General features: G+C 57.6%; 26 protein-coding genes and 2 pseudogenes. 12 read left to right on the top strand and 16 right to left on the bottom strand.

The genetic code is table 11. The annotated features are described in order from the left end of the window. Positions 1-33 precede the first annotated feature (33 nt). Together BSG20_RS25560 and BSG20_RS25555 are read left to right on the top strand one after the other, a co-directional pair. On the top strand, positions 34-1,821 hold the full coding sequence (locus BSG20_RS25560) for an ATP-dependent nuclease (protein ID WP_072379792.1): 1,788 nt from the start codon (positions 34-36) through the stop codon (positions 1,819-1,821). Next, positions 1,814-3,595 (top strand): ATP-dependent helicase, encoded by a 1,782-nt coding sequence (locus tag BSG20_RS25555; protein ID WP_072379791.1) that lies wholly within the window; start codon positions 1,814-1,816, stop codon positions 3,593-3,595. The genes BSG20_RS25560 and BSG20_RS25555 overlap by 8 nt, the downstream gene beginning before the upstream one ends. A 96-nt stretch (positions 3,596-3,691) precedes the next feature. On the opposite strand, the gene BSG20_RS25550 is transcribed toward BSG20_RS25555, so the two are convergent. From BSG20_RS25550 to BSG20_RS25535, 5 genes are read right to left on the bottom strand one after another with little or no spacing between them, the layout of a single operon-like run. Next, positions 3,692-4,744 carry a hypothetical protein gene (locus BSG20_RS25550; protein ID WP_072379789.1) on the bottom strand — a complete coding sequence of 351 codons (1,053 nt, stop codon included), beginning with the start codon at positions 4,742-4,744 and terminating at the stop codon, positions 3,692-3,694. Continuing rightward, positions 4,741-4,890 (bottom strand): hypothetical protein, encoded by a 150-nt coding sequence (locus BSG20_RS37050; RefSeq protein WP_208611008.1) that lies wholly within the window; start codon positions 4,888-4,890, stop codon positions 4,741-4,743. Before BSG20_RS37050 ends, BSG20_RS25550 begins: the two co-directional genes overlap by 4 nt. Further along, on the bottom strand, positions 4,887-5,447 hold the full coding sequence (locus tag BSG20_RS25545; protein WP_208611007.1) for a hypothetical protein: 561 nt from the start codon (positions 5,445-5,447) through the stop codon (positions 4,887-4,889). The genes BSG20_RS37050 and BSG20_RS25545 overlap by 4 nt, the downstream gene beginning before the upstream one ends. A 19-nt stretch (positions 5,448-5,466) precedes the next feature. Continuing rightward, positions 5,467-6,093: a hypothetical protein gene (locus tag BSG20_RS25540; protein ID WP_072379787.1), complete on the bottom strand. Its 627-nt coding sequence runs from the start codon at positions 6,091-6,093 to the stop codon at positions 5,467-5,469. 13 nt (positions 6,094-6,106) lie between these two features. Then, positions 6,107-6,697 (bottom strand): poly-gamma-glutamate hydrolase family protein, encoded by a 591-nt coding sequence (locus BSG20_RS25535; RefSeq protein WP_072379785.1) that lies wholly within the window; start codon positions 6,695-6,697, stop codon positions 6,107-6,109. 97 nt (positions 6,698-6,794) lie between these two features. Between BSG20_RS25535 and BSG20_RS25530 the strand changes: the two genes are divergently transcribed. The 4 genes from BSG20_RS25530 (at position 6,795) to BSG20_RS25515 (ending at position 10,529) form a co-directional block, all read left to right on the top strand. Beyond that, the gene (locus tag BSG20_RS25530) at positions 6,795-7,373 is read left to right on the top strand and encodes a hypothetical protein (RefSeq protein ID WP_072379783.1); all 579 of its coding nucleotides are present in this window, start codon (positions 6,795-6,797) and stop codon (positions 7,371-7,373) included. Positions 7,374-7,566: 193 nt separating this feature from the next. Continuing rightward, positions 7,567-8,745: a 7-cyano-7-deazaguanine synthase gene (locus BSG20_RS25525; RefSeq protein WP_244541423.1), complete on the top strand. Its 1,179-nt coding sequence runs from the start codon at positions 7,567-7,569 to the stop codon at positions 8,743-8,745. Positions 8,746-8,749: 4 nt separating this feature from the next. Beyond that, positions 8,750-9,934 (top strand): ImmA/IrrE family metallo-endopeptidase, encoded by a 1,185-nt coding sequence (locus BSG20_RS25520; RefSeq protein WP_072379781.1) that lies wholly within the window; start codon positions 8,750-8,752, stop codon positions 9,932-9,934. Then, entirely contained in the window at positions 9,888-10,529 is a 642-nt protein-coding gene (locus tag BSG20_RS25515; protein WP_083539990.1) for a PIN domain-containing protein, read from the top strand. Before BSG20_RS25520 ends, BSG20_RS25515 begins: the two co-directional genes overlap by 47 nt. Positions 10,530-10,573: 44 nt before the next feature. Here the strand turns inward: BSG20_RS25515 and BSG20_RS25510 are convergent, their stop codons facing one another. Then, positions 10,574-11,122, bottom strand: coding sequence for a VapC50 family PIN domain-containing toxin (locus BSG20_RS25510; RefSeq protein ID WP_072379777.1), 549 nt, complete (start codon positions 11,120-11,122; stop codon positions 10,574-10,576). A gap of 251 nt (positions 11,123-11,373) precedes the next feature. Between BSG20_RS25510 and BSG20_RS25505 the strand changes: the two genes are divergently transcribed. Then, entirely contained in the window at positions 11,374-11,799 is a 426-nt protein-coding gene (locus BSG20_RS25505) for a helix-turn-helix domain-containing protein (RefSeq protein ID WP_244541421.1), read from the top strand. Positions 11,800-11,814: 15 nt separating this feature from the next. On the opposite strand, the pseudogene dinB reads toward BSG20_RS25505, so the two are convergent. The 7 genes and pseudogenes from dinB to BSG20_RS25480 form a co-directional block, all read right to left on the bottom strand. Then, a pseudogene (gene dinB, locus BSG20_RS25500) lies at positions 11,815-12,875 on the bottom strand (DNA polymerase IV). A 161-nt stretch (positions 12,876-13,036) separates the two neighbouring features. Further along, positions 13,037-13,483, bottom strand: coding sequence for a hypothetical protein (locus BSG20_RS35800; protein WP_143147531.1), 447 nt, complete (start codon positions 13,481-13,483; stop codon positions 13,037-13,039). A 59-nt stretch (positions 13,484-13,542) separates the two neighbouring features. Continuing rightward, the gene (locus BSG20_RS25490; protein ID WP_072379772.1) at positions 13,543-13,869 is read right to left on the bottom strand and encodes a hypothetical protein; all 327 of its coding nucleotides are present in this window, start codon (positions 13,867-13,869) and stop codon (positions 13,543-13,545) included. A gap of 126 nt (positions 13,870-13,995) precedes the next feature. After that, positions 13,996-15,282 (bottom strand): reverse transcriptase family protein, encoded by a 1,287-nt coding sequence (locus BSG20_RS25485; protein ID WP_072379770.1) that lies wholly within the window; start codon positions 15,280-15,282, stop codon positions 13,996-13,998. A 31-nt stretch (positions 15,283-15,313) separates the two neighbouring features. Next, the gene (locus BSG20_RS38930; protein ID WP_420884128.1) at positions 15,314-15,568 is read right to left on the bottom strand and encodes a hypothetical protein; all 255 of its coding nucleotides are present in this window, start codon (positions 15,566-15,568) and stop codon (positions 15,314-15,316) included. A 97-nt stretch (positions 15,569-15,665) separates the two neighbouring features. Beyond that, positions 15,666-15,869, bottom strand: a complete 204-nt coding sequence (locus BSG20_RS38925; RefSeq protein WP_420884129.1) for a phosphoribosyltransferase-like protein — start codon at positions 15,867-15,869, stop codon at positions 15,666-15,668. 61 nt (positions 15,870-15,930) lie between these two features. After that, entirely contained in the window at positions 15,931-16,413 is a 483-nt protein-coding gene (locus BSG20_RS25480) for a hypothetical protein (protein ID WP_177309888.1), read from the bottom strand. A 159-nt stretch (positions 16,414-16,572) separates the two neighbouring features. On the opposite strand from BSG20_RS25480, the gene BSG20_RS36635 reads away from it, so the two are divergent. Then, on the top strand, positions 16,573-16,710 hold the full coding sequence (locus BSG20_RS36635) for a hypothetical protein (protein ID WP_167371604.1): 138 nt from the start codon (positions 16,573-16,575) through the stop codon (positions 16,708-16,710). A gap of 489 nt (positions 16,711-17,199) precedes the next feature. Continuing rightward, entirely contained in the window at positions 17,200-18,657 is a 1,458-nt protein-coding gene (locus tag BSG20_RS25475; RefSeq protein WP_072379766.1) for a PAS domain S-box protein, read from the top strand. 162 nt (positions 18,658-18,819) lie between these two features. On the opposite strand, the gene BSG20_RS25470 is transcribed toward BSG20_RS25475, so the two are convergent. From BSG20_RS25470 to BSG20_RS25460, 3 genes and pseudogenes are all read right to left on the bottom strand, one after another. Further along, positions 18,820-19,023 carry a cold-shock protein gene (locus tag BSG20_RS25470; RefSeq protein ID WP_072379763.1) on the bottom strand — a complete coding sequence of 68 codons (204 nt, stop codon included), beginning with the start codon at positions 19,021-19,023 and terminating at the stop codon, positions 18,820-18,822. A gap of 193 nt (positions 19,024-19,216) precedes the next feature. Beyond that, positions 19,217-19,993: pseudogene (gene xth, locus BSG20_RS25465) on the bottom strand (exodeoxyribonuclease III). 5 nt (positions 19,994-19,998) lie between these two features. After that, on the bottom strand, positions 19,999-20,178 hold the full coding sequence (locus tag BSG20_RS25460) for a hypothetical protein (RefSeq protein WP_072379761.1): 180 nt from the start codon (positions 20,176-20,178) through the stop codon (positions 19,999-20,001). 199 nt (positions 20,179-20,377) lie between these two features. Here BSG20_RS25460 and ku (BSG20_RS25455) point away from each other — a divergent pair, with 199 nt between their 5' ends. From ku (BSG20_RS25455) to ligD, 3 genes are read left to right on the top strand one after another with little or no spacing between them, the layout of a single operon-like run. Next, a complete protein-coding gene (gene ku / locus BSG20_RS25455) occupies positions 20,378-21,277 on the top strand; it encodes a non-homologous end joining protein Ku (RefSeq protein WP_072379800.1) in 900 nt (299 codons plus the stop codon). 12 nt (positions 21,278-21,289) lie between these two features. Then, complete coding sequence (ku, locus tag BSG20_RS25450) at positions 21,290-22,102, top strand: non-homologous end joining protein Ku (RefSeq protein ID WP_072379759.1); 813 nt, start codon at positions 21,290-21,292, stop codon at positions 22,100-22,102. Then, a complete protein-coding gene (gene ligD / locus BSG20_RS25445; RefSeq protein ID WP_072379757.1) occupies positions 22,099-23,130 on the top strand; it encodes a non-homologous end-joining DNA ligase in 1,032 nt (343 codons plus the stop codon). The genes ku (BSG20_RS25450) and ligD overlap by 4 nt, the downstream gene beginning before the upstream one ends. Positions 23,131-23,150: the final 20 nt, after the last annotated feature.

The raw sequence follows: 23,150 nt of genomic DNA, 5'->3' as shown, positions 1-23,150 counted from the left end.
GGTCAATAAAGGCCTGCGATCCTGGGGGGTGCAATGCGTCTAAGCAAGTTGAGCATAAGAAATTTCAGAAACTTTCAAGCTGTCGATATTCCGCTATCTGGCAATGTGGTGCTGCTCGGGCAGAACAGAGTTGGAAAAAGCAATCTTTTATTCGCAATCCAGCTCATCCTCGATCCAACCCTACCTGACTCGGCCCGACAGCTGAAGCTTACCGATTTCTGGGATGGTGGGCCGGCCGATTTCAGTGCGCCCATTGAAGTGCATTTGGAGCTCTCGGATTTCGCGACGGACATGGCCCTGAACGCGGTCCTGACCGATTTCCGCGCGTCTCACGATCCGATGATCGCGCAACTCAGCTACGTCTTTCGCAAGAAGGTCGAGGTCACTGGCGCTCCACAGTCGAGCGCCGATTGTGAGTTTCTCGTTTTCGGCGGTGGCGATGAAACCCGTTTGCTCCCAAGCAGGGTCCGCCGCCGCATCGCGATCGAATTGCTTGACGCTTTGCGCGACGCCGAAGGGCAGTTGGGGAATTGGCGCAGTTCGCCATTGCGTCCTCTGCTCGAGGATGCCGTTTCCGGGATCAGCCGCACGGACATCGACGCGGTGGCTGCAGAACTCGACAAGGCCACCAAGACGCTCGAAACGTTTCCGACGATCAAGACACTGGAAGACGAGTTGCGGGCGGGCATCGTCCATCTTTCCGGAAAAGCGCACGACATTGATGCTCGACTGAGATTCGCACCGACGGACCCGCTGCGCGTGTTTAGAGCGATTGCTATGTTCATCGACAATGGGAAGCGTGGGATTGGGGATGCCAGTCTTGGCTCCGCCAACGTGGCGTTGTTGGCCTTGAAACTCGCCGAATTCTCATGGCGCCGGAAGAAGAACGAACGAAACTTCTCGCTCCTTTGCATTGAGGAGCCCGAGGCACATCTTCACCCGCAACTTCAGCGGTCCGTCTTCAAGAAGCTGCTTGGCAATGTCGATGCTTCGCAGGCGATGATCGTCACCAGCCATTCGCCCACTTTGGCCGCAGTCACCCCGTTGCGCTCAATCGTCCAGTTGAAGAAGCGGGCGGGGGCGACCCAGGCATTCTCGCTGGCGAACCTGCCGGTAACTTCGGACGAGATCGACGATCTTGAAACCTACCTCAATGCGACACGCGCCGAGCTGCTGTTCGCCCAAGGCGTCATTTTTATCGAAGGCGACGCGGAGGAGGCACTCCTGCCCATCTTCGCCTCGTCGCTCGGTCATTCGCTGGATGAGCTTGGGATAACGGTCTGCAATGTCGGCGGGGTCAACTTCCGCCCTTATGTGAAGCTCGCTGAAGCATTGAAGCTTCCCTACAGCGTGATCACCGACTGGGATCCCCTCGATGGCACGAAGCCTCCTCTGGGAAAGAAGCGGACGCTCGATCTTTGGCAGGATATGCTTGCGGTTCGTGGCCAGCCACTTCTAACGCTTGCGCAACTGGCAACGTGGGATCCGATGGACCATGCCGCATTCAGCGTGAACGCAGCAAAATCCGGCGTTTTTCTCAACGACCAGACCTTCGAAGTGTCCGTGGCTAATACACCCGGTCTTCTGCAGCCGCTCCTCGATGTCCTGAGCGAGCAGGACTTTGGATCGGTGCGAACGGGACGCATCTCCGCCTGGAGGGCCGGTGCAGCCGTCGATGCCGCACAATTGCTTGCCATGATCGCAAGCATTGGCAAGGGCCGGCTCGGCGCGCGCCTGTCGAAGAAGACCGTAGGCCTCAAGCCGCCTACCTATATCGAAGGTGCAATCAACGCAGTCGTTGGATTGGTCGCTCATGTCTAGCGAGCGCGCGCTTCTTCAGGCCCTAGCCGAGCTTAAGGCGAACCCGGAACAGTCGGCCGCTGTCGCTGAAACCAGACATTGCATCGTGCTGGCCGGTCCCGGAAGTGGGAAGACCAAAACCTTGACCACGGCCATGGCGCGCGTTTTGGCGCAGGACGTCGTCGAGCCGCGAGGGGTCGCCTGCGTCACCTATAATAACGAGTGTGCGATCGAACTCGAAACCCGTCTCGCCCGCCTTGGCGTTGTTCCTGGAGATCGCGCCTTTATCGGCACCGTGCACGGCTTTGCGCTGAGCCAGGTGATCGGCCCCTATGCCCGCTGTGTGCCAATCGGCCTTCCTGCGAACTTCAGGGTTGCGACGCGATTGGAAGCGAGAGCTGCGGTGGAGGTCGCGTACAGGAACGTCATCAACGGCACCGACAATCCGCACCAGCGTTGGGAGTTCGCATCCGAGAAGCGCAAGCGCGACGTCGATCGTTCGCGTCCTGAATGGCTTCGGCGCAATCCCGAACTGGCCGCTTTCATCGAGACCTATGAGGCGGAACTGCGGCGACAGGGGCTGCTCGATTTCGATGACATGCCGCTTCTGGCCTATCGCATGATCAAGGAAAACGTCTGGATCCGTGAGGCACTTCGCGCGCGTTTTCCGGTGTTGTTCGTCGACGAGTATCAGGATCTCGGTCATGCACTACATGAACTCGTCCTGCTCTTGTGCTTTGAGGGAGGAATCCGGCTTTTCGCCGTTGGCGATGCTGACCAGTCGATCTATGCCCTTGCCGGCGCCAATCCCGAACTCCTCGAGAGCCTGACGCGCCGCACGGATGTGCGGACCATCAAACTGCGGTTCAACTATCGTTCCGGCGGCAAAATTATTCGTGCGTCTTTGGGCGCACTCGGCGAAGAACGCGACTACCGTGGCGTCGATGGCGCGCCCGAGGGAGATCTGAGCTTCTGGGAGGCGCCCTATGGCCTTGACTCGCAGGCGCAAGTCATCGCCGACACGATCATCCCAAAGCTTATCGAGCAAGGATTCGAGCCCGGGCAGATCGCTGTCCTCTATCGAACTGCGAAGCTCGGCAACAAGGTAGCAGTCGCGCTAAAAGATGCCGACATTCCTTTCGTCCGAACCGACACCAACGCCCTCGTCAAGCGAAGCTCGCGCTTTGCGCGTTTCATCGAAGAGTGCGCGCGCTGGGCAACTGGCGGATGGCGAGATGCCGATCCATCCTATGCGCGGCTTTTGTCGCAGGCGATCACGCTCGTGTTCGGGCGTCACGCCAGCGAGCGCGAAGAGCAAGATCTGTCCGCACAACTCATGGCGTTCCTCAATGCCTCAATCGAGACCGCGGAGACTACGAATGCGTGGCTGCAGCGGTTATCGCGAGAGCTCATCACGCCATGGAGTGACGTTGCCCGAAATTCCGAACAAGAATGGCAAGTCTGCGACGAAATGATCGCCAATACGGATCCGGCGTGTGACCTCGATCTTTCGCTGGCACACTTCGCAGGGCGTATCGAAGGAGCAGGGCGCGTTAACCTCAGTACACTGCATAGCGCGAAGGGCAGGGAGTTCGATGCCGTCATCATGTACGGGGTCAACAATACAGATTTCCCGAGCGATCGGGATAAACGCACACCGGCCGGGCTTCGAGAAGCAAGGCGCTTGTTCTATGTCGGCGTGACACGGCCGAAAAAACACCTCAGCCTGGTTTTTCAGGAGCAGCACTTCTCCCCGTGGGTCCTCGAACTGTATCAAAGGAGCCAGAAACAGTAGCAGGCCGCATATTATTCATAATCGCCAAATGAATTTGGTTTCTGACAATCCTAGACTGGAAGGCATTATCGCCAAGCACCGCGAAAGCCCGCCTGCCTACGTTCCGTGCGAAGGTTGAATAACGCCGAGTAGCAGCGGCAGCCTGCTGTTCTTGAAATCCCACTTCGCAAGCGGGGCAAACCAGTCCGGCGCCGGTTCCCCGTCGAGCTGGATGACCTGGTCGCCGTCGATTGTCTGCTCGGCGTAATAGGTGCTGAAAATCCGGCTCGCCATGCCGATCCCTTCCCAGCCCTGATGCGTCGGCTCGACCGGGTTTGCGACGAACTCGACGCCGGCAATCTGGTCACCTTCCATGAGCGCAATTGGTCCCTCCACTTTCCATTCGCCATGAAACAGGAAGACCTGGGCGAGCTTGCGATCCTTCGGATCAGTCAGCTCGACGTCGCGGCTATAGATCCTTGCCGATGCGATCATGAAGTTGGGCAAGCCATCGTCGCTGACGGACCGCGGCATGTCCGTCGCTGCGCCGAGGACGAGGCGCAACGGCGGCTTGGTCATGATCAGCTTTTCGCCGAGCCGCTCGAATTCGTTGGCGAGCATCGCCTCTTGCATCGAGACGCGCAGCCCTCCGCTGCGGGTCCGAAAGTGCTCCGGCGAGATCACCGACCAGAACCTCCACGCGGACCAATAGATCGCGACCTTTAGCGGCGTGCCAACGGCATCGGCATAGGATTGCACCGATTCCAGGTACTTCCGCGACATCCTCAGCTCCTGCCTGGAGGGGTTCGTGCTGCGGACGTTCTTGACTTCCACAAGCCATTGCCCGCCGTCATCGAGGACAATGCGGAAGTCCGGGGCGCGCAAGGTCTCAGCGGCATGGACGCGACCAACATCCTCGGTCTTTAGGAGTTTGAACTGCCCGAGGCTCAGTACCGTCGCCTCAAATAGGCGCTCAACTCTCGACCCGTGGATTAGCACCGGATCGGCCAGCGCTTCCCGCAAACGCGGCGCGGCGTCTGCCATGAAGCGATCGACCAGCGTGGGATCGTTGAGTTTGATGCCATTCTTGCGTGCAAAGACCGCCACCGACGCCAATAGGTCGAAGGCCTTCTGCCTCTTTGGCGGCTCGGGTTGCTCCTCTTCGCTCACGGTACACCTCTGGCAAAAGGATCGAAGTCGGGCGGATTCATATAGGCCCGGAAGCTTTCGAGCGTCTCGTCGCTCGGGTTTTCGGCCTGCGGGATCGCACGGATCATCTCGGCGATGTCACGACGTGCGACGGTGTCGATGATCATGCGGCCGTTGCTCTGCTCACCTCATGCTTGGCAAGCGCAACCCGGATAAATTCCAGCATGGTGAAGGCGATTTCCGTGCGTCGCAGGTCGCCTCGCATCTGCTCGACCAGCTCCGGCCGCTGCTGCGCATCGCGGAGCTGCCGCGCCCTGAGTTCGCGGTCATAATGCCGATAGCCGAGATCGCGTTCGAGATGGCTCGCCTTGTAGTTAAGCCCGCCGTTGTCGGCCAGCCTGATCACCTCCTCGCAGCGTTGGCGCCAGGTCCTTTGCAGCTCATAGGCCGCATAGATCCACATCGGCGACATGGCGCCGAGCAAAGCCATCTGTTCGCGCGGCGGATCGTCATCAGCCTGGTGGCGCATGACCTCGTCTTCCAACGCGTTCAAAAGATTGTCGACCATCCCGAGCTGGTGCGCCTGCATCACGAGGAAAGTGTTCTCGGAAAAGCCGGCAAGTGTCTTCAAAGCGTCAGCAAGCTCTCCCGGGTCGATTTCGGTAACCGGGCGATAGCGCGGCCGGTCGTGATTTTCCTCATCGATATAGTCGTCGTCGCCCAACCGTACCTCCTCCGCTCAATCAAGTCAGCCAATACGGCGGATCGGTTACCGCCATCGGCAATGGGTCCGCCCGTCCCCAGAACCTCGTCGTCGCCCTAATGTAGCGGACGAGGTCGGTCCTTCTGAGCCTAAGTGTCTCGCTCGGCCGCGAAGGCCCCGGTAGAAGATCACGATATTCTGCGATGGTGTGGTCCCAGAGGGCGGGCGCCATGGCACGAAGGCGCTCGCATGACGGTCCCTCGCCATGGCGCACGACATTGGCTACTGTGAACATTTCGTCGAGCTCGGCGCCAAGATCGTCGGTCGTCAAATTGACGCTCGTGTGTTGGGCGCAGGCCTGCAGGTGCTCTTGGAAACCGCGCAGCTTCCCGAGTTCCTTCGTCCCCGTCGACGTTGCCCAGATGCTGAGCTGCCGTTCGAAGACCGCAGCCAACGTTAGCACAAACGATTTGGCGGCCTCGTTTGCCGTGTAATTGTCGACCTGGGCGGCGGCGCGATCCAGAAACTCATTCATCGATGCGGCTTCGCCCTGTTCGAGGACAGGATGCAGTACCAGTGCGTCCATGGTCGGTTGGATGACGCGCACAAAGAGCCGGTCGAGGTTCGCTTGGAAAATACGAGGTAGATGGTCAACGACGAGGTTCATGGATCACGCGTGTTCATTGGCTCAGTCCTTTGTTGATCGCATCGACAAAGTCCTTGAGAGAGGGTCCCGTTAACTGGCCCTTTTTATCAGTCAATCGAACGCGAAGGGCGCGGGTGATTTCGAATTGCACACCCATTCCGAGTTTTGCGCGGTTACAGATGTTCGATCGATCGATCCCTTGCAATGCAGGATTCTTGTGAGTCCCTACCGAGAAGCCTCGGTTCGAAAGTGCTTTTGCGATACTTGCTGCCAGTTTCACGTGTCTTCCCCCGAGATAGATCATCTCATCATCGCCTTCGCAACCATGCATTGCTAGGGCAACATCACTGCTTTCGACGACCGCTACCGCCTGCGGCTCATTGAAGTTCGCAGATGTCACGTGGAGGTCGCGATTGCCCTTCGGTTTTCGACCCTCAAACAAGTAGTAGCTTAGACGATCGCCAGCCACTGCTCGGGCCAAATCAGACGTTCCCACCTCAATCTTTCCGCCATGGGGAGCAAGCACGCAGATACTGGAATGCCGTTTCTCGGCCTCGATACGGAAGGCGCTTTCATCTTCAGACCCAACCAGTTCGTCAAAATTCTTGTAGCGATCGGAATGCATTTCTTTCCCCTCAATGCGTGTGGCGCAAATCAATCAGCGCGGGAATGTTGACATGTCAGATAAAAAAATTCAAGATAGCTGACATTAGGAGATTCCAATGAGCGACGGCCCGCATAAAAGCTTGCCTCTACGCCACGGATACCAACGTGTCGCAGCATGGGCGTACAAACCAGCATTTGGCATTCAACAAGTCAGCGAGGCGGCTGAAGCTGCACTCATGCGTGACGTTGGACTTGAGGTTGCTCCGGCTTTGAAGCAGCTTGTCACGATAGTTGATGGTTGGGATCTTCTCACGCTGGCTTCTTCCGCGAATGAACAACTCGACCGCCTCCGCTTCGATCCGTCGGTACAGCCTTTGGCAGCAAGCGCCATCGAGGCGACGCAAATGGCTATCGCGGAAGGACACGCTGGACTGGCTGCTGTAGAGAAGGGCCTGGCCGCATCGCTCGGCGAGCGTCTGGCCGCCGGCGCTCGCGCAATTGAAGAGCATTACCTTGTGAAAGCAGGTCCGGGCGCCTGCCAGCTGATACGCCGACGACTGGGAGAAACGATCGGGGAGATGACTGCCGGCGGAACGTTCGACCGCATGGCGAAGTCAATACTTGGCGATCGCACCGTCAAGGTAACCAGATCACCAACGGTGTACGATGGCGTCGATCAGGGGCCTCCACTATGAGCGATTCCCCGTTGGAAATACCTTTGATCCGAGTTGCGGTTGTGGAGGCCGGAGCTAAAGGAGCGGAAGGTTGGCGCACGGCTGAAATCGGAAAGGCTATCGTTTTTAAGACGGAAGACTTGAACGATTACAGAACGAAAAACTGGGATAGCCGCGTTTATGACGCGATGGTGCTCATCGCGGCGGTCGAGTATTGCGACAGGCTCTTAAGCGCCCAGGCTACGGCTGGGCACGCCGGATTGATCTGCAGCTGCCCGTGCATGACGCGGCGCGCTGGCAAAACCCACGCGTGATGGAATGCATTGCCGCCGCACTGAAGTTTTTGACCGGAGATGAGTGGAAACTGACTTTCACCGGTGCCAAGCTCAGCGCTGACAGCGATTTCGGACAACAAAGCTTGTTCGAATGGGGCGATACCGGTCGCACGATTACGCCCTTTAGCGATGGCTTAGACTCGCGTGCAGTCTCGGCAATCCTCGGTGCGCAGGGCCGAGTCGATAGGCTGATCAGGGTTCGTGTCGGCTCGAAAGCCGACGACCGGCCCGTTCGCGATCGCAGGAAGGTGCCGTTTCTGAATATTCCGTTCTCTGTCAACATGAAGCCGGTCGGGATCAAAGAGTCGTCGGTGCGAAGCCGTGGATTCAAATTTACGCTATTGAGTGCACTGGCCGCATATCTCGTCGGGACCCATGACGTGGCTATGCCAGAAAGTGGACAAGGTGCATTGGGACCGACGCTTGTTCCAACCAGCCACGGCTATGAAGACTATCGCAACCACCCCCGCTTCCTATGCAAAATGGAGGAGGTTTTTGACGCGATATTCGGTTACTCGATCCACTTTCGACTTCCGCAGCTTTGGAAAACGAAGGGGCAGACCTTGGCAGAATTTGCCGCGATCGAATCCGATCCCGAAGAGTGGAACAAAACTCGCTCCTGCTGGCAGCAGAGCAGAAATTCGTCGTTCGATAGAACGCGCCGGCACTGCGGTATATGCGCAGCCTGCATGTTGCGGAGGCTCAGTTTCCATTCTGCCGGTATCAGTGAGCCAAAAGAGAACTATATTTGGGAAGACCTGCGCTCGGGAAGTTTTGAGGACGGAGTTGTCCCGGGCTTCACGAAGGTCACGCGGGCAATGCAGCGATACGGGATCGCCGGAGCGCTGCATCTTGATCATCTCGCCGAAATGCGCTCTTCCCCCCTCCACCGCGTTCGCTTGAAGCGACACGCCTGGCAGCTGGGGGAGCGGCTGCAAATGACGACAACTGAAGCCGAGGAGAGACTTTTAGGCCTACTCGGACAGCATGACAGAGAATGGAAGGCGTTTATGAAGGATCTCGGGCCGAAATCATTTGTTGCCCAATGGTTGGCGTGACCTCATGAGCGAGAGTCACGAACAGCTCAACTCGGAACAAATCGGCGAACGCTTGCGTATCGCCCGCGAAAACGCGGCGAAGACGCAGGCGGATGCGGCAGCGGTAATCGGGGCGGCGCGTACTACCCTCGTTGCAATGGAGAAAGGCGCGCGCCGGGTCAAAATTGGCGAACTCCAACAACTCGCCCAATTCTACGGTACGAGCGTCAACGCGCTGCTGCGCAAAGAAGCTGTTCACGTGGAGCTAACGCCCAAGTTCCGCAAACTCGTCGATCATGACGAACCGGTCGTCACTACGGCTGCGGAACTGATGGCTCAGCTGGTCCGTGCGGATGTCGAGCTAGAAACGCTGCTCGGTATCGCCCATGTCCGAAACCTTCCGCCCGAGCGCGCAATCCTTGCGGGGGATGTTCGCCAGCAGGCGGAGCAGCATGCGCTGGAGCTGCGTCATTGGCTGGGGCTCGGACTGGCGCCCGTATCTGACATCGGCGCCGTTCTGGAAATGCAGATGGGTGTTCGCCTCTATGTCCGCCGCTTGCCCGGAAAAATTTCCGGATTGTTTGCATTCCAAGAGTCGGTTGGCGCTTGCATCCTCCTGAATGCGAGCCATCCTCTGGATCGTCGAACCCAGACGGCAGCCCACGAACTTGGCCACCTGGTATCGACGCGGATGCAGGCTGAAGTCAGCGAGATCGACGAATTGGAAAGCTCGCGAGAGGAAAAATATGCCAATGCCTTTGCGCGTGGGTTTCTTACTCCAGCTCAGGCGGTCCGGCAGAAGTTCGAAGAGGTAACCGCTGGCGCTTCCAGCCTGACCCGCCGCCACGTGATCGTTCTCGCGCATTTCTTCCACGTTTCGCGCGAGGCGATGGTGCGAAGGCTCGAGGAGCTGCAGCTTACCAAACGTGGGACCTGGGACTGGTTTCAAGCAAATGGAAACATCACCGATGATCATGTCAGGCAGGTCTTAGGGGACGTGACCCAAAATGATCGAATGAAGGATGACGCGGCGTTACCAGTCCCTATCAAGACCGGCCTCATGGCCTACCAAGCAGCCAAACGGGGACTTCTGAGCGAGGGCCAGATTTCGAGGATGCTGCGCCTTGACCGTGTCAAAGTGCGCGACATTCTGATGGATATCGATGCCGAAGAAAGTGGGGCCAATGCGGCAACCTCTATTCTCCGGTAAAATCTCGGCTCCTCTTGTCGTGGATTCGAGTGTGATCATCAACTTAAACGCAACGGGCCGGGCCTCCGATATCGTTCGCGCATTTGGAGTGACGCTCTGCGCGAGCACGGTTGTTCGAGATGAGCTTTTTATCGACCGTTTCAATGGGCGGGACGACGCGGGCTTGGCGCGCGCGCTGGCTGACGAACGACTTCTCGAATTCCTTCCGTTTGATGATGACGGAGAGCTCATCTTCGCCAGCCTTGTTACCGGGTCCGCTGATCAGACGTTGGACGATGGTGAGGCTGCAACCCTCGCACTTGGATTGGTGCACGGTCGAACGGTCGTCATTGATGAACGCAAGGCGCTCAGGATTGCGGCGGATCGTTTTGCTGCGATGCAAGTGATCGCGACCGCCGATATCCTGTGTTCGGATCTAATTCTGTCTACCTTTGGGCGTGAACAAGTCGCTGACCTTGTTTTCAACGGCCTTACCGGAGCCAGAATGGGCATTCCCGAGCGCCATCATGGTTTCGTTTCCGAGATACTCGGGCCACGAATTGCGGCCTGCCGAAGTCTTCCGGCCTCGTTACGACAGGTTGCCGACAGCGAGTGAGCGGCGCCCGTCTGATACCGGGCATGGTCTGCGAGAGCGCTCCGCTAGCCCTCTTCGTTCAGGTGCTCAAGGACAATCCGCGCAAAATTTGGCGTGGTGACGGCAAGCCTTGCAAGCAACTCGGCCGTGGTCAGTGTCGGCCTCCGATAGCCGCTAGCTTGCCTATGCAGCACGTCGCTCACCTTCGAAGGCGTTGCTTCGAACAATGCGCATAGAAACTCATCAGGATGCGCCGCGTCGATGCCAGTTGGGAGATCATAGAAGTCCCGAGTGTTCGCGGTGACGATCGCAACCGCGCCCGACGCAGCTGCGGCCGCCGCCACATGCCGGTCTTTGCTGTCGTTGCGCATCGCTGGTTCAAGCTCCTCCCACCCGTCGACCATCGCCTCGGGGAACGCTTCATCCATAATTTGGCGTAATGCCTCGGCTGCATCTGCCGGCATGCCGTAGTCTCTCACCAGATTGCTTGTCATCTCTTCGAGAATCTTGGAGGACCAACGGATTTGAAAGAGTCCGGCGGCAGCGCATCGCAGGAGGGTGTCGCGCAAAAGCATTGGGTAAAGGACATTTGCGTCCAGGACTACGGTTATCATTTCACTGTCGCCGCTCTGTTTGACGCCTTCGATCTTCGAGCGCGACGTCGCATACTATGGAAAGGCCGGAACTTAGATCGGCCAGCGGTGCACATCAAGTCGAGCATGCGTAGCGCCCTAGCCGCCGTGTTCGCTATGAAAACGGGGAGGTTGCGTTTATAGCGTTTATGGACCATATTGCGCCCATGGCTACATCACATCGCAATCCTTCCTCAGGAAGATCGGAACAGTCGTCTAGCGCAGTTCTCCCTATGGAGAGGACCGCCGCTGCGCGCCTCGCGAATATGCTCGTCTCCCGGTCGACCAAGCAGGCAGAGTCCGTTCAAGTCGTCCTCGTCAATGGCGAGTCGGTGGAATTGCCGAGTGTGCTTGCCGACGTAATGTTCCGTGCCGCCGAGTTGGTGGCGCAGGGACGACAGGTCACGGTGCTTGCCGATGAAGAACTCTTGTCGACCCAAGATGCAGCAGAGATTTTGGGCGTATCTCGGCAATATCTCGTTCGCTTGATCGATCGGGGTGAGATCAGTGCAGGGAAGGTTGGAACGCATCGCCGGCTCCGTGCTTACGATGTTGAGGCGTTCAAGGACGCACGCGATGCTAAGCGCATGGCGGCGCTCGATCGTCTGACCGCACTCAGCGAAGATCTTGGTGGATACGACCTGGGCGGCAAGCCTTAACCCTTCTCCCTGGAATTAGAGAGCAAGATCAAGCTGTGTATTCTGATCTGCTCCCTCCAAAATTCCAAGGCTGATCCCGAGCAGACGGATACCCTTTCTCGTCGGAAATACGGATTGGAGCAGAGGCTCCAGTACCATCCAGACGGAAGCTTCGGTGCGATTGGCTACCGGCGACGTTCGGCTGCGGGTAATGGTCTGAAAGTCGGAATACTTGACCTTCAGCGTTACGGTCTTTCCTCCGGTGTCATTGTTGCTGCAGAACTGGCACACCTTGGATACGAGTGGATGCAATTGCTCGCGTGCAGTCTCGAGTTCAAAAACGTCTTCGGTGAACGTGTCCTCGGCGCCGATCGACTTTCTCTCTCGATCAGGTTGCACTTCCCGGGTATCAAGCCCGCGCGCGATGCCATAGAAGTACGTGCCTGCCTTGCCAAAGTGTTGAGTGAGGAACTCCACTGATCGCTCTTTAATATCCGCGCCGGTCTCTATACCCAGCCGATGCATCTTCTCTGCCGTTGCAGGGCCGACACCATGAAATTTCTTCACGGGAAGCCGCTCAATGAATGAAGGCCGTTCTTTGGCGCGATGACGGCCTGCCCATTCGGTTTGTTGAGGTCACTCGCGATTTTTGCCAGAAACTTGTTGTACGAAATGCCCGCCGAAGCCGTCAGGCCGGTCACAGCCAGGATCCTTGCTCGAATCTCCGTGGCGATTTCGGTCGCAATCTCCATCCCCTTGAGGTTCTTGGTGACATCCAGATAAGCCTCGTCGAGCGAAAGGGGTTCAACAAGCGGCGTGTAGTCGTAGAAAATGTCTCTGATTTGCTGTGACACGGCGCGATAGACTTCGAACCGCGGTTTGACGAATATAAGGCCCGGACACTTGCGAGCCGCGGTAACCGAAGGCATTGCCGAGTGGACACCGAACTTGCGCGCTTCATAACTCGCGGTCGTCAGAACACCGCGCGCCCCTGAGCCTCCTACAGCGATCGCAAGGCCGCGCAACGCCGGATTATCTCGTTGCTCCACTGACGCATAAAAAGCGTCCATGTCTATATGAATTATCTTTCGCGACATCTGGAAAAGCCTGAACTGGTCTAATCCAGAGAGAATAGCACGACGAGAACAAAAGAAGAACATTTAAATGGTGGAAGATGCGCTTCGGGTCAATCAAGAGTTGATTGGTTGGAAAGGCTAGTTATTTAAGCGGCGCTTTTCCCTGCCAACCGTGATCGACCTCAGTTGTTCCAAGGCAGCCTTCCTCCCATTTTCTGTGGCGAAAAGAGCAGCGTTCCGGACCCATCCAACGACGCAAGCGCGACATCAATGCTCTGCTGAAAGTCACCTGGCGCCGACGGCGAGATGAACTTTCGTGCCATTTTATCCGGAACCGGTATCCCGTTCATCGCCATCATTATGAACATAAGAGTACGGGTCATATTCTGACGCACCAACCCCACGGTGGTGGCGAGTTCGAATGCCAACGTCATCATCAATGGACCGAGATTATCGCCGGACGGTGCAACGAGATTGACTGTCCCAGGAGATCGGGCAGCTTCCAGAAGTTGTCGTCTGGTCGCGGAGCTCCAATCTTTGATCGGCGGAAGTTGCAAATGTCTCAGATGAAAAGTGGAAATAACCAAAGGTGTAGGACGAAGGTGGCCAAGTGCTCCGTGTTTCAGCATCAGTTCATTGGATATTTCCCAAGCACCCTGGTCGTATAGCTCGTCGAGATATCGACGAGCTATCCCAAACACCGCAGGATTGGTGCTCGAACTGCAGCAGCCCAGTGTCGCAGCTGCGTATTACGCTTCAATGCGGATAGAGCGTTGACCGCGTATCCCCCGAAGCCTGGGCGGGCAATCAAACCGCAAATGGCTCCAAGGCCGTCTTCGGAACGATTGCAATCAGCAAGGGCGACTGGTTTCCCCCCTAGCAATATCAGCGCGCAATTGTCAGGATTCCAGTCCTGCAGCGAGGAGAAGCGTTCACGGATTACCTTCAGTTTGAGCGAGAGGACGAAAGCTTTCGACGCGCCGACATCATCATAGAGATATTCGATCTTTTCCATGTTGCTCCTGCTTAGATCTGCACTCTCAACCGCCGTGCAGGCTCACGAAAGCCAGCTTCTTCTCCCTCATCTGCCTTCTCGGCAACAGCGATCTCTCGGTCGAACTTCGCGACCGCTGCCTCCAGATTATGGAATTAAAGGAGGCCACACGACTTTTCGGAATTCAACCAGGCACGATCGTCCATACTGCGGCTCCACTCGCGTGGCCCAACCGATCAGGCCGCGTACCATGTGAAACATTGCGCTGATGGATGTCTTGTTTGCTGCCGCATGCTTTGCCGGCCCATAATCCTTCGACCTCAGGTAATGAAGATGTTTACGCAAGTCGTCCTTGAACTCCTTTGCCAATCTGGGCCTAGGTCCATCAACCAGCATCCCAAGCACAATCCTCCGTGCGCCGGGTCCCCGGATCGACGATTTCCGAAGGTTTGGTCTGAACCCAGCTTCGTTCAGCGCGTCAAAGACCTTGCGCTTGAAGCGCTTCATCGATTTTAGATCGTGAGGTTTCCGGCCGGAAAACGTGAGATCATCGGCGTATCTGGTGTAGACAAGACCGGCATCAGAGGCCATTCCCGCAATTCTCGCGTCCAAGGCCAGCATCGCTAGGTTCGAAAGCATCGGACTTGTTGACGCCCCTTGAGGAAGAAAGCCCTCGTAGGATGTTTGGTAGGCTGGGATAGCCGGCCACCGAGCGGCGGCAATCCAATCCGGACGCTCCGTCCCTTGCGCGATGATTGTGGTCAATCGCGCTAACTCGAATGCTACAAGCTCCGAGAAGCCGAGCTCAGCAAAAATTCGAAAAATCCGGCCTTCACTAACGCTGTGAAAAAAATCCGTTATGTCGATTTTCAGTAAATAGTCACAACCACAATGTCTATGAGCACCAAGCTCGGGACGTGACTTCGGATGATAGGCGAAGCTCGCCCCATGCGCTTTCGTATGCCGGAGGATGTTTCTGACAATCCAGTCTTGGGCAGCCTTGAGCTCGTTGCGCGGAACACAGATCAGGCGATGGCGGGTTCGGCCCGGGATCCTTTTTCGTAGGCTGAATACACGGTAAGGGACCGTTGAGCGAGACACAATCCGGCGCAAAAAGCCGTATTCAACCCCGCATAATTCGCTGAGGTGACGCAGGGTAAGTACCGGGGTGATGCTTGGATTCACAGCCGCGATGAGTTCCACTCGGGCAATCACGCTTTCGATTGTCTCGTCGGATACGCCGTGTTGAGCGCCATCGTATCGGTACTGCTGAGGGCTCCACGATTGCATTACTTTGACCCCATTCGGTGGGTAATGGCACGAGGCGCCCCCAAGACGCCGCCGGGAAAGGCTCGTGCCATTGCGCAGCATGAAAATGTCGCTACGCGAGACGAGCATCGAGAATCCGGTACTCTGGACATCCGTGATGCCCATCGCCGCTTTCGCGGCGCATTCCTAATCACCCTCATGGAGCCCTCAGCTGACTCGGATAGTAGAACGGATTTGCGTCGGATGGGAAGATTGGTTTTGGCCGCAATCTTCGTCTCAGTCGACGAAGTTCCATTCTCCCCAGCATAGTCAGCACGCCACTATCTGAAATCCATCCAGCTTCCTTGCAAAGGTTGATGTTCATGCGAACCTCGCCGAAGGGTAGACCGAGACGTGCGGAGACATTGCGCGGTCCGCGCGCACCGTCCTCTGAGGCCGCGAGGACGGCCATTGCAGAAAGCCATAGTTTTCCATCGGGTGCGTCCAAACGCGCCCTTATTTCATTCGTTTTCAACAAGCGTTCAGTTCGTCTTCTTAGGAGATCCGCCTCATCGATGCGAAAGGCCGTCTGCCGCGGCTATCGTGGTACGACCTTTGAAAATCGGCTGCCATTCGTTTGCGGTGGTCCAAAGGATTGCTGGTGCGTTGTTCGGGCAGCCATGGGAGAAGGCTATCAAAGCTCCTCCTCCCTCCCAACCAAATGGATTGCCACGCCGTTTTGCCGGATAGCGCTGGCAAATACTGTTGATCAACTTCAATCGCGTGCCACGGAACGCTGTGTAAATAGTCGGACAACTAATGATAGACCGGATTTCATTCTTCAACGGCGACCCACTTTAGCCGCGCCAAGCCGTGGTCAGAGGCAGGCACAGTCTTATCCTTGGCGTTGGCCACCTCAAGACGCACGCCGATCTTGGCAAGATCTGCCGCCAGCAACGGATCTGCCTGTGCCAGATAGCGATTCACACGGAGAATATCTGGCAGGCCGCGCAAACTCTCCGCGTTTTTCCACGCCGTCAGCAACACATCGCGCAAAGATCTGCGTTGCTTCATGGTGGAAAATGTCAGCCAGCGGATCGGCAGGCCGGCGGCGGTGAGGCCGTAGAGTAGAATGGGACTCAAACCGTATCGCTCCGCATCCGTCAGCTTTATCGGATCGCGAACAGCCACAATGCCGTGCTGAGAATGGTGGAAAAGGAACTTGGCCGTCGAAACGTAAAAGTGATGTTCCCGGTTTGGCTGTTGTGCCTGATTGTCCATGGACGCTCTCAAATGGATGAAATCAATATTCAGCATCCTACGATTTTGATGTCAGGCCCCCAAGCACTTCCTTGGTCTAACCAGCGAAATTCGCAGCTCCCCTGGCCAAAACAGCCGGACCAAGGTGGTCGTTGATTGCACCGGCGCCGATGCGTACTGTACGCTGGAGGACGCTGCAATCGGACTTGGACCGGAATGACCTCGCAACTTCACAATGCCTGTTTCGATCGTCCGTTCTGCGAAGCGTTTGAGCCGCGTGCCGCAATGGACTTCGAGGTCGTCAAGGCGATTGCGGATCAGGAAGGCCAGTCTCGTCGCCATCCACCTGTTTGATACGTCGCGGTGCACGTTCCGGTTGGCAATCTTCTAAATGCCGGGAATGAATGACATTTTGCGGAACGCGAGGCAGCTACGATGGAACTCGCTCCGTCCGGATATTCCAGTGTTTTCAGGCGTGTAGAATTCGGGGAGATGGAACGCTGGTTCGAGTCCTTTCAAGGCGACCAACCAGCTGCCGCTGATACGACCCCCGCGGCACAAAAACGGGGCATATTAACCTGGGGCAAGTCGCCTATAATCAACCCCACGATCGCATCACGGTGATACGCGCCATTTCGGGTCGCGCATCGCCATTTTTGGACCGGAAATCCTGGAACGCTGCCCAAAAAGCGCGTTGGCTATTCAGTATATTTTTGCGCCTAGATACGCTATGTTTCAATTGCTTGAAACGGGAGGGTTTTTAACCCGTAGTCGCGCCAGCGCGGCCATATCGTGCGGAAGTCCGGCGAATGAGGCGAGCACCGCCCAGGAACGGAGTATCGCATGAGTCACCTGTCGATCAGCGAAAGCGACACACCACCCGCGCGCTCCGATACTCTTGCCGGAAATGGGCAAATGCCTGCGTTCGGCAATCAAATGGGCATCCAGGAGGTCCTTGAAGCACTGCCGGAGGCGATCTACACGACCGACCCCAATGGTCAGATCACGTTCTACAACAAGGCCGCAGCCGAAATGTGGGGCGTCAGCCCGGAAATTGGGACCAGCGAGTTCTGCGGTTCGTGGAAACTCTATTGGCCAGATGGAACGCCGTTGCCACATGACGAATGCCCGATGGCGATGGCGCTGAAGGAAAAGCAGCCTATCAGAGGCCTCGAAGCCATCGCCGAACGTCCGGACGGCACGCGCGTTCCGTTCCTCCCGTTTCCCACGCCGATTTTCAATGCAGGCGGAGATCTCATCGGGGCGGTCAATATGATGATCGACCTTACCGAGCGCGCGATCGCCGACGAGACCGCTCAACGGATTGCGGCCATCGTCGAGTCCTCCGACGATGCGATCCTTGCCAAAGATCTCAACGGAACCATCATCAGCTGGAATCGCGGCGCGGAACGCCTGTTCGGCTACACGGCAGCGGAAGCCATCGGCAAGCCGGTCACCATGCTTATTCCGCTCGACCGCCATAACGAGGAGCCGGAGATCCTTGGCCGCATTCGCCGTGGGGAGCGCATCGATCACTACGAAACGATCCGGCGGCGCAAGGATGGCAACCTAATCGAGATTTCCCTGTCCGTTTCTCCGATCCGAAATCGTCAGGGTCAGGTCATCGGCGCCTCGAAGATTGCGCGCGACATCACTGAGCGAAGACGCGCCGAGGAACAGCAGCATCTCCTCATCCGGGAGATGGATCACCGGGTGAAAAACCTGTTCACCCTTGCTGGTAGCGTGGTGACGTTGAGCGCTCGCTCGACGGCAACGTCTGGTGAACTCGCGGCCGCGGTTTCGGCCCGCTTGAATGCGCTCGCACAGGCGCATGCACTCACGACACCCCGGACATCCGAAGCTGCCAGCCGAAGTGACCAGGCAACGACGTTGCATGCACTGATCGAGACGATCGTAGCGCCTTATGGCGAAGGCGCCTACGACAACCACCAGTCGCGGGCTTTCGTCACGGGTCCCGACATCATGATTGCCGGTGGTGCGGTCACGAGTTTCGCGCTGCTGCTCCATGAGTTTGCAACAAACGCTGCGAAATATGGAGCCCTGTCGGTGTCGGAGGGCCGCGTGGATATCGCCTGCGCCGAGGAGGGAGACAATTTTGTCCTCACCTGGACTGAAAGCGGCGGGCCCCCTGTCGATCACGAAATGGACGGCGAAGGGTTCGGCACTCTCCTCGCCAAAGCGACCGTGCGCGGTCAACTCGGTGGCGAGATTTTGCGCGACTGGAAACCCGAAGGCCTGTCGATACGGCTCGTTGTCGCGGCCGAACGTCTTGGACACTGAGATAGGCGTCCCTGGGTCCGACCGGCAATTCTCCAGTGCCTCACGCCCCCGGTTTGTCTTAGCGGCCTTGGCGCCGGCAACGCTTTCGGTCTGAATGAACGGTGTTGCGACCAAACGGGCTTTGCCGGAATTTCTTGGTCAGGCCGGATGCGGCCCCCGCAGTCAGAGCACGCTGACGTTCTCGGCCTTGGACTTCCCGGTCTTTCGGTCCTGGCCTACCTCGAAGCTGACCTTGTCACCTTCTCTAAGCGAGCCACCTTGCTGCAAAGCGGACACGTGAACGAATACGTCCGCTCCTCCATTCTCCGGAGTGATGAAGCCAAATCCCTTATCATCGTTGAAAAACTTAACAGTACCGGTCGCCATTTCAGTTCCTTTTCAGTCTTTGCGGCATGTCGACGTGCGAAACAAACCCTATAGCGGGAGCAATTGCCACTATCGCGACGCGTGATCCCTGGGTCGACATCGTCTCGACGGTGACTAACCCTATACCCTAAGCCGCCCCGGCTGTGGAGATCTTTGGTCGATCGTTGAGCAAGGTCGGATGGTGACAGATAAGCTATCCGTCATCGAGTTCAATCCAGACAGGCGCATGGTCGCTTGTATGGTCCCAGCCACGCGCAAACTTGTCGACACCACACGCGGTGAGACGTTGGCGCAGGGACGGGCTGAGGAGGAAATGATCGATGCGCAACCCCGCATCGCGGGCAAAGGAATTCCGGAAATATTTCCAGAATGTATAGATGCGCTCATCGGGATGAAGAAATCGGATCGCGTCTGTCCAGCCCTGGTCCACAAGGTCGGCGTATGCGGCTCTCACCTCCGGGCGAAACAACGCGTCGTCGAGCCACCGCTCCGGCTTGTAGACGTCGAGCTCGGTCGGCATGACGTTGAAATCGCCGACGAGCGCCACGGGCACCTCCAGTTCCAGTAGTTCATCCGCATAGGCGTGCAAGCGTTCGAACCAGCGGAGCTTGTAGTCAAACTTCGGGCCTGGCGCGGGATTTCCGTTTGGAAGATAAAGGCATCCCACGACAATGCCGTCGATCGCCGCTTCGATGTAGCGGCTATGACTGTCGTCGGGGTCGCCGGGGAGCCCTCGACGGGTTTCGCGGGGATCCTGATCGCGGGCGAGGATCGCCACGCCGTTCCAGGATTTCTGACCGTGCTAGATAGCACCGTACCCGGCGCGCTCAATCTCGCGGCGGGGAAACTTCTCGTCCGGCGCCTTCAGTTCCTGCAGGCAGACGACATCTGGTTTCGCCTCGGCGAGCCAGCGCAGCAGCACCTCGAGGCGCCCATTGATGCCGTTGACGTTGTAGGTTGCGAGCTTCACCGGTTTTATCGGCGCGTATGATCGCCCTTGTCACCCTGACCGGGTTTTGCGTCGTGTTTGGCATCGTGGCGAGCATCGGTCGAGAGGGAGCGCGAAACGTCAACACTCTCCTTGAACTTGCCCTCTTCATCGCGGCGCACGTACCGTTTGTCGGTTCCCGTATCGATTAGTTCGCGTTTGGTCATGGCGAGACTCCTTCGTGGTTGCTGCTTTCCATAAACGCACCTGACGCCCAAAAGATGCATGCGAATCAGTGGCCTAACCGGGACTCGTAAAACGGGCGCGGCCGAATGGCTAAGTCATTGAAAAATGATTCGTTTCGACTCGGAACAATTGCCCGCTGATTCGCTTGAATCGCCAAAGTTGCATCAGGAGTTCAGCGTCATGGTTGCCCCAAGAGCCAATTGGAAAGGCTTCATCAAATTCGGAGAGGTGTCCTGTCCGGTGGCGCTTTACACCGCAGCTTCCTCGTCGGAACGCATTGCGTTTAACACCCTCAATCGTAAGACCGGCAATCGGGTGAGGCGAGAATTCGTCGATAGCGAAACTGGCGATCCCGTCGAGCGCGACGAGCAGGTCAAAGGTTACGAGGTCGAAAACGGCCAGTATATCGTTCTGGAACCCGATGAAGTCGCCGCCGCCGTGCCTGAGAGCGACAAGACCCTGAAGATCGACGCCTTTATTCCCTGCAACGAAATCGACGACGTCTATTTCGACAAACCGTACTATCTGGCGCCGGACAGGATGGGCAAGGACGCTTTCGTCCTTCTGCGTGACGGCATGAAAAAAGCCAAGGTCGCCGCCATCGCTCGCACCGTCCTCTTTCGCCGGATGCGCACGGTCCTGATCCGCGCGCACGGCAAGGGCCTGATCGCCTCGACGCTGAACTTCGACTACGAAGTCCGTTCATCCGAGAAAGCGTTCGAGGAGATGCCGGACCTGAAGATCGAGGGTGAGATGCTCGATCTGGCGGAACATATCATCGGGAAAAAGAAGGGCAGTTTCGATGCCAGCACCTTCGACGACCGGTATGAGGCCGCTGTCGCCGAACTGGTGAAGGCCAAGATCGAAGGTCGGTCGCTCCCGAAGAAGAAGGCGCCAGTCGCTTCCAAGCCGAGCGATCTGCTCCAGGCACTGCGCGAAAGTGCGGGGCTCGGAGCCAAGGCCGAGCCGAAACGCGCAGCCGCCAATGTCAACAAAGGCACCAGTCGCCAAAAGGCCGCCAAACCTGCCGCCGCAGCGAAGTCGAAGGCCGGGTCGACGCCAGCGCGCCGCGCAAGCTGATCGGAGGATTTCATGGCAGTCCGTCCCTACTGGAAAGGCTATCTCAAACTGTCACTGGTCACTTGCCCGGTGCAGATGATGCCCGCGACTTCCGAAAACGAAAAAGTTCGCTTCCACACGCTCAATCGCGAGACCCAGAACCGGGTCGTCAGTCATTATGTGGACTCCGTGACGGGGAAAGAGGTCAGGGAGGAGGACGAGGTCAAAGGCTATCAGCGCGGCGAGGACGAATACATCATCCTGGAAGACGAGGAGCTCGAAAATGTCGCGCTCGACAGCACCAAGACCATCGACATCTCTACCTTTACCCCGCGCGATACGATCGAGTGGATCTGGCTGGATACGCCCTATTATCTGTCGCCGAACGATCCGGTCGGCCAGGAGGCGTTCTCGGTCATACGCGACGCGATGGAATCCCAGGATATGGTCGGTATTTCGCGGCTGGTCATCACGCGGCGCGAGCGCGCCGTCATGTTGGAGCCACGCGGCAAGGGTATCGTTCTCTGGACTTTGCGCTATGGTGACGAGGTGCGTGATGAAGAGACCTATTTCGAGGGCATCGGTGATGAGACAGCGGATTCCGACATGATGCCGCTGATCGGTCAACTGATCAAAAAGCAGACCCAGCACTGGAACCCGAAAATGGTCATCGATCCAGTCCAGGACCGGCTTCTCGATATCATCGCGGAAAAGAAGAAGGCGCTGAAGAAGCCATCGAAGACCAGGGCCAAGGCGCCGGCATCAGCGCCCCTACCGAGCAACGTCATCAACATTATGGACGCTTTGAAGAAGTCCGTCGCGGCAGAAACCCGGACCGGAAAATGAGCAAACGCGTCAAACCTTTGCTGCAAGACGATGCGTTCATCGCCAAATCCAAGCCCAGGCGCAAGCGCGATCCCGCCCAACCCAACCTCCCGTTCGACCCTATGCCCGATCGCGTCGAACCGTGCCTGGCGTTGCTCAAGACCGCACCACCGTCCGGACCAGACTGGGCCTATGAAATCAAATGGGACGGCTACCGCCTCGCCATCCACATCGAGCCGAAGGGCGTGCGGATCATCACCCGTGGCGGCCATGACTGGACACACCGTTTCCCGGCCATTGCCGCGGCGGCCAAGGAACTCGGGGTTGGGACAGCGATTCTCGACGGGGAGGCTGTCGTCCTCAGCGCTGAGGGCCGATCCGACTTCGGAGCGCTGCAGCGGTCGCTCGGCGGACGCGGCGGTAAACGATCCTCGACGGAATCCATTCTGTTTGCCTTCGACCTTCTGTATTTCGATGGGCACGATCTCACGAAGACCGAGCTTTCAGTCCGGCGGCATCTTCTCGAAGATTTGTTGGAAGGCGCCGTGGGCGCCATCCAGCTCTCGGAGGAAGTCCAGGGAGACGGAACAGGGTTGTTGGCCAACGCTTGCTCTCTTGGAATGGAAGGTATTATCGCCAAGCACCGCGACAGCCCTTACCGCTCGGGCCGGAGGGGAGATTGGCTGAAGATCAAATGCGTCCAGAGTGAAAGCTTCATGATTGTCGGTTACGAGCAGTCAGCCGCGGCGCGCGGTGGCATCGGCAGTCTTCTGCTTGCAGGCCGGCGAGGCCATGATTGGGTCTATGTCGGCGCCATGGGCACGGGCTTCAAGGAAAAGGATGCCGCATATCTGAAGAAGACGCTCGACATGCTGAAAACCAGGACGCCGGTCGTCCCGCTGAAAGGTAAGAACTACGTCTTTGCGCAGCCGACGTTGATCGCCGAGATCGAATTCCGCGGCTGGACCGACGACAGCAATCTGCGCCATGCCTCTTACAAAGGCTTGCGCGAAGTTCAGGATAACGCCGCGGTTTACGAGCTCGATTGAGTGGTGCCGGCAGAGGAAAA

Source organism: Rhizobium tibeticum (assembly GCF_900110205.1).
Lineage (GTDB): Bacteria > Pseudomonadota > Alphaproteobacteria > Rhizobiales > Rhizobiaceae > Rhizobium > Rhizobium tibeticum.
This window is presented reverse-complemented; position numbering and strand designations above follow the sequence as displayed.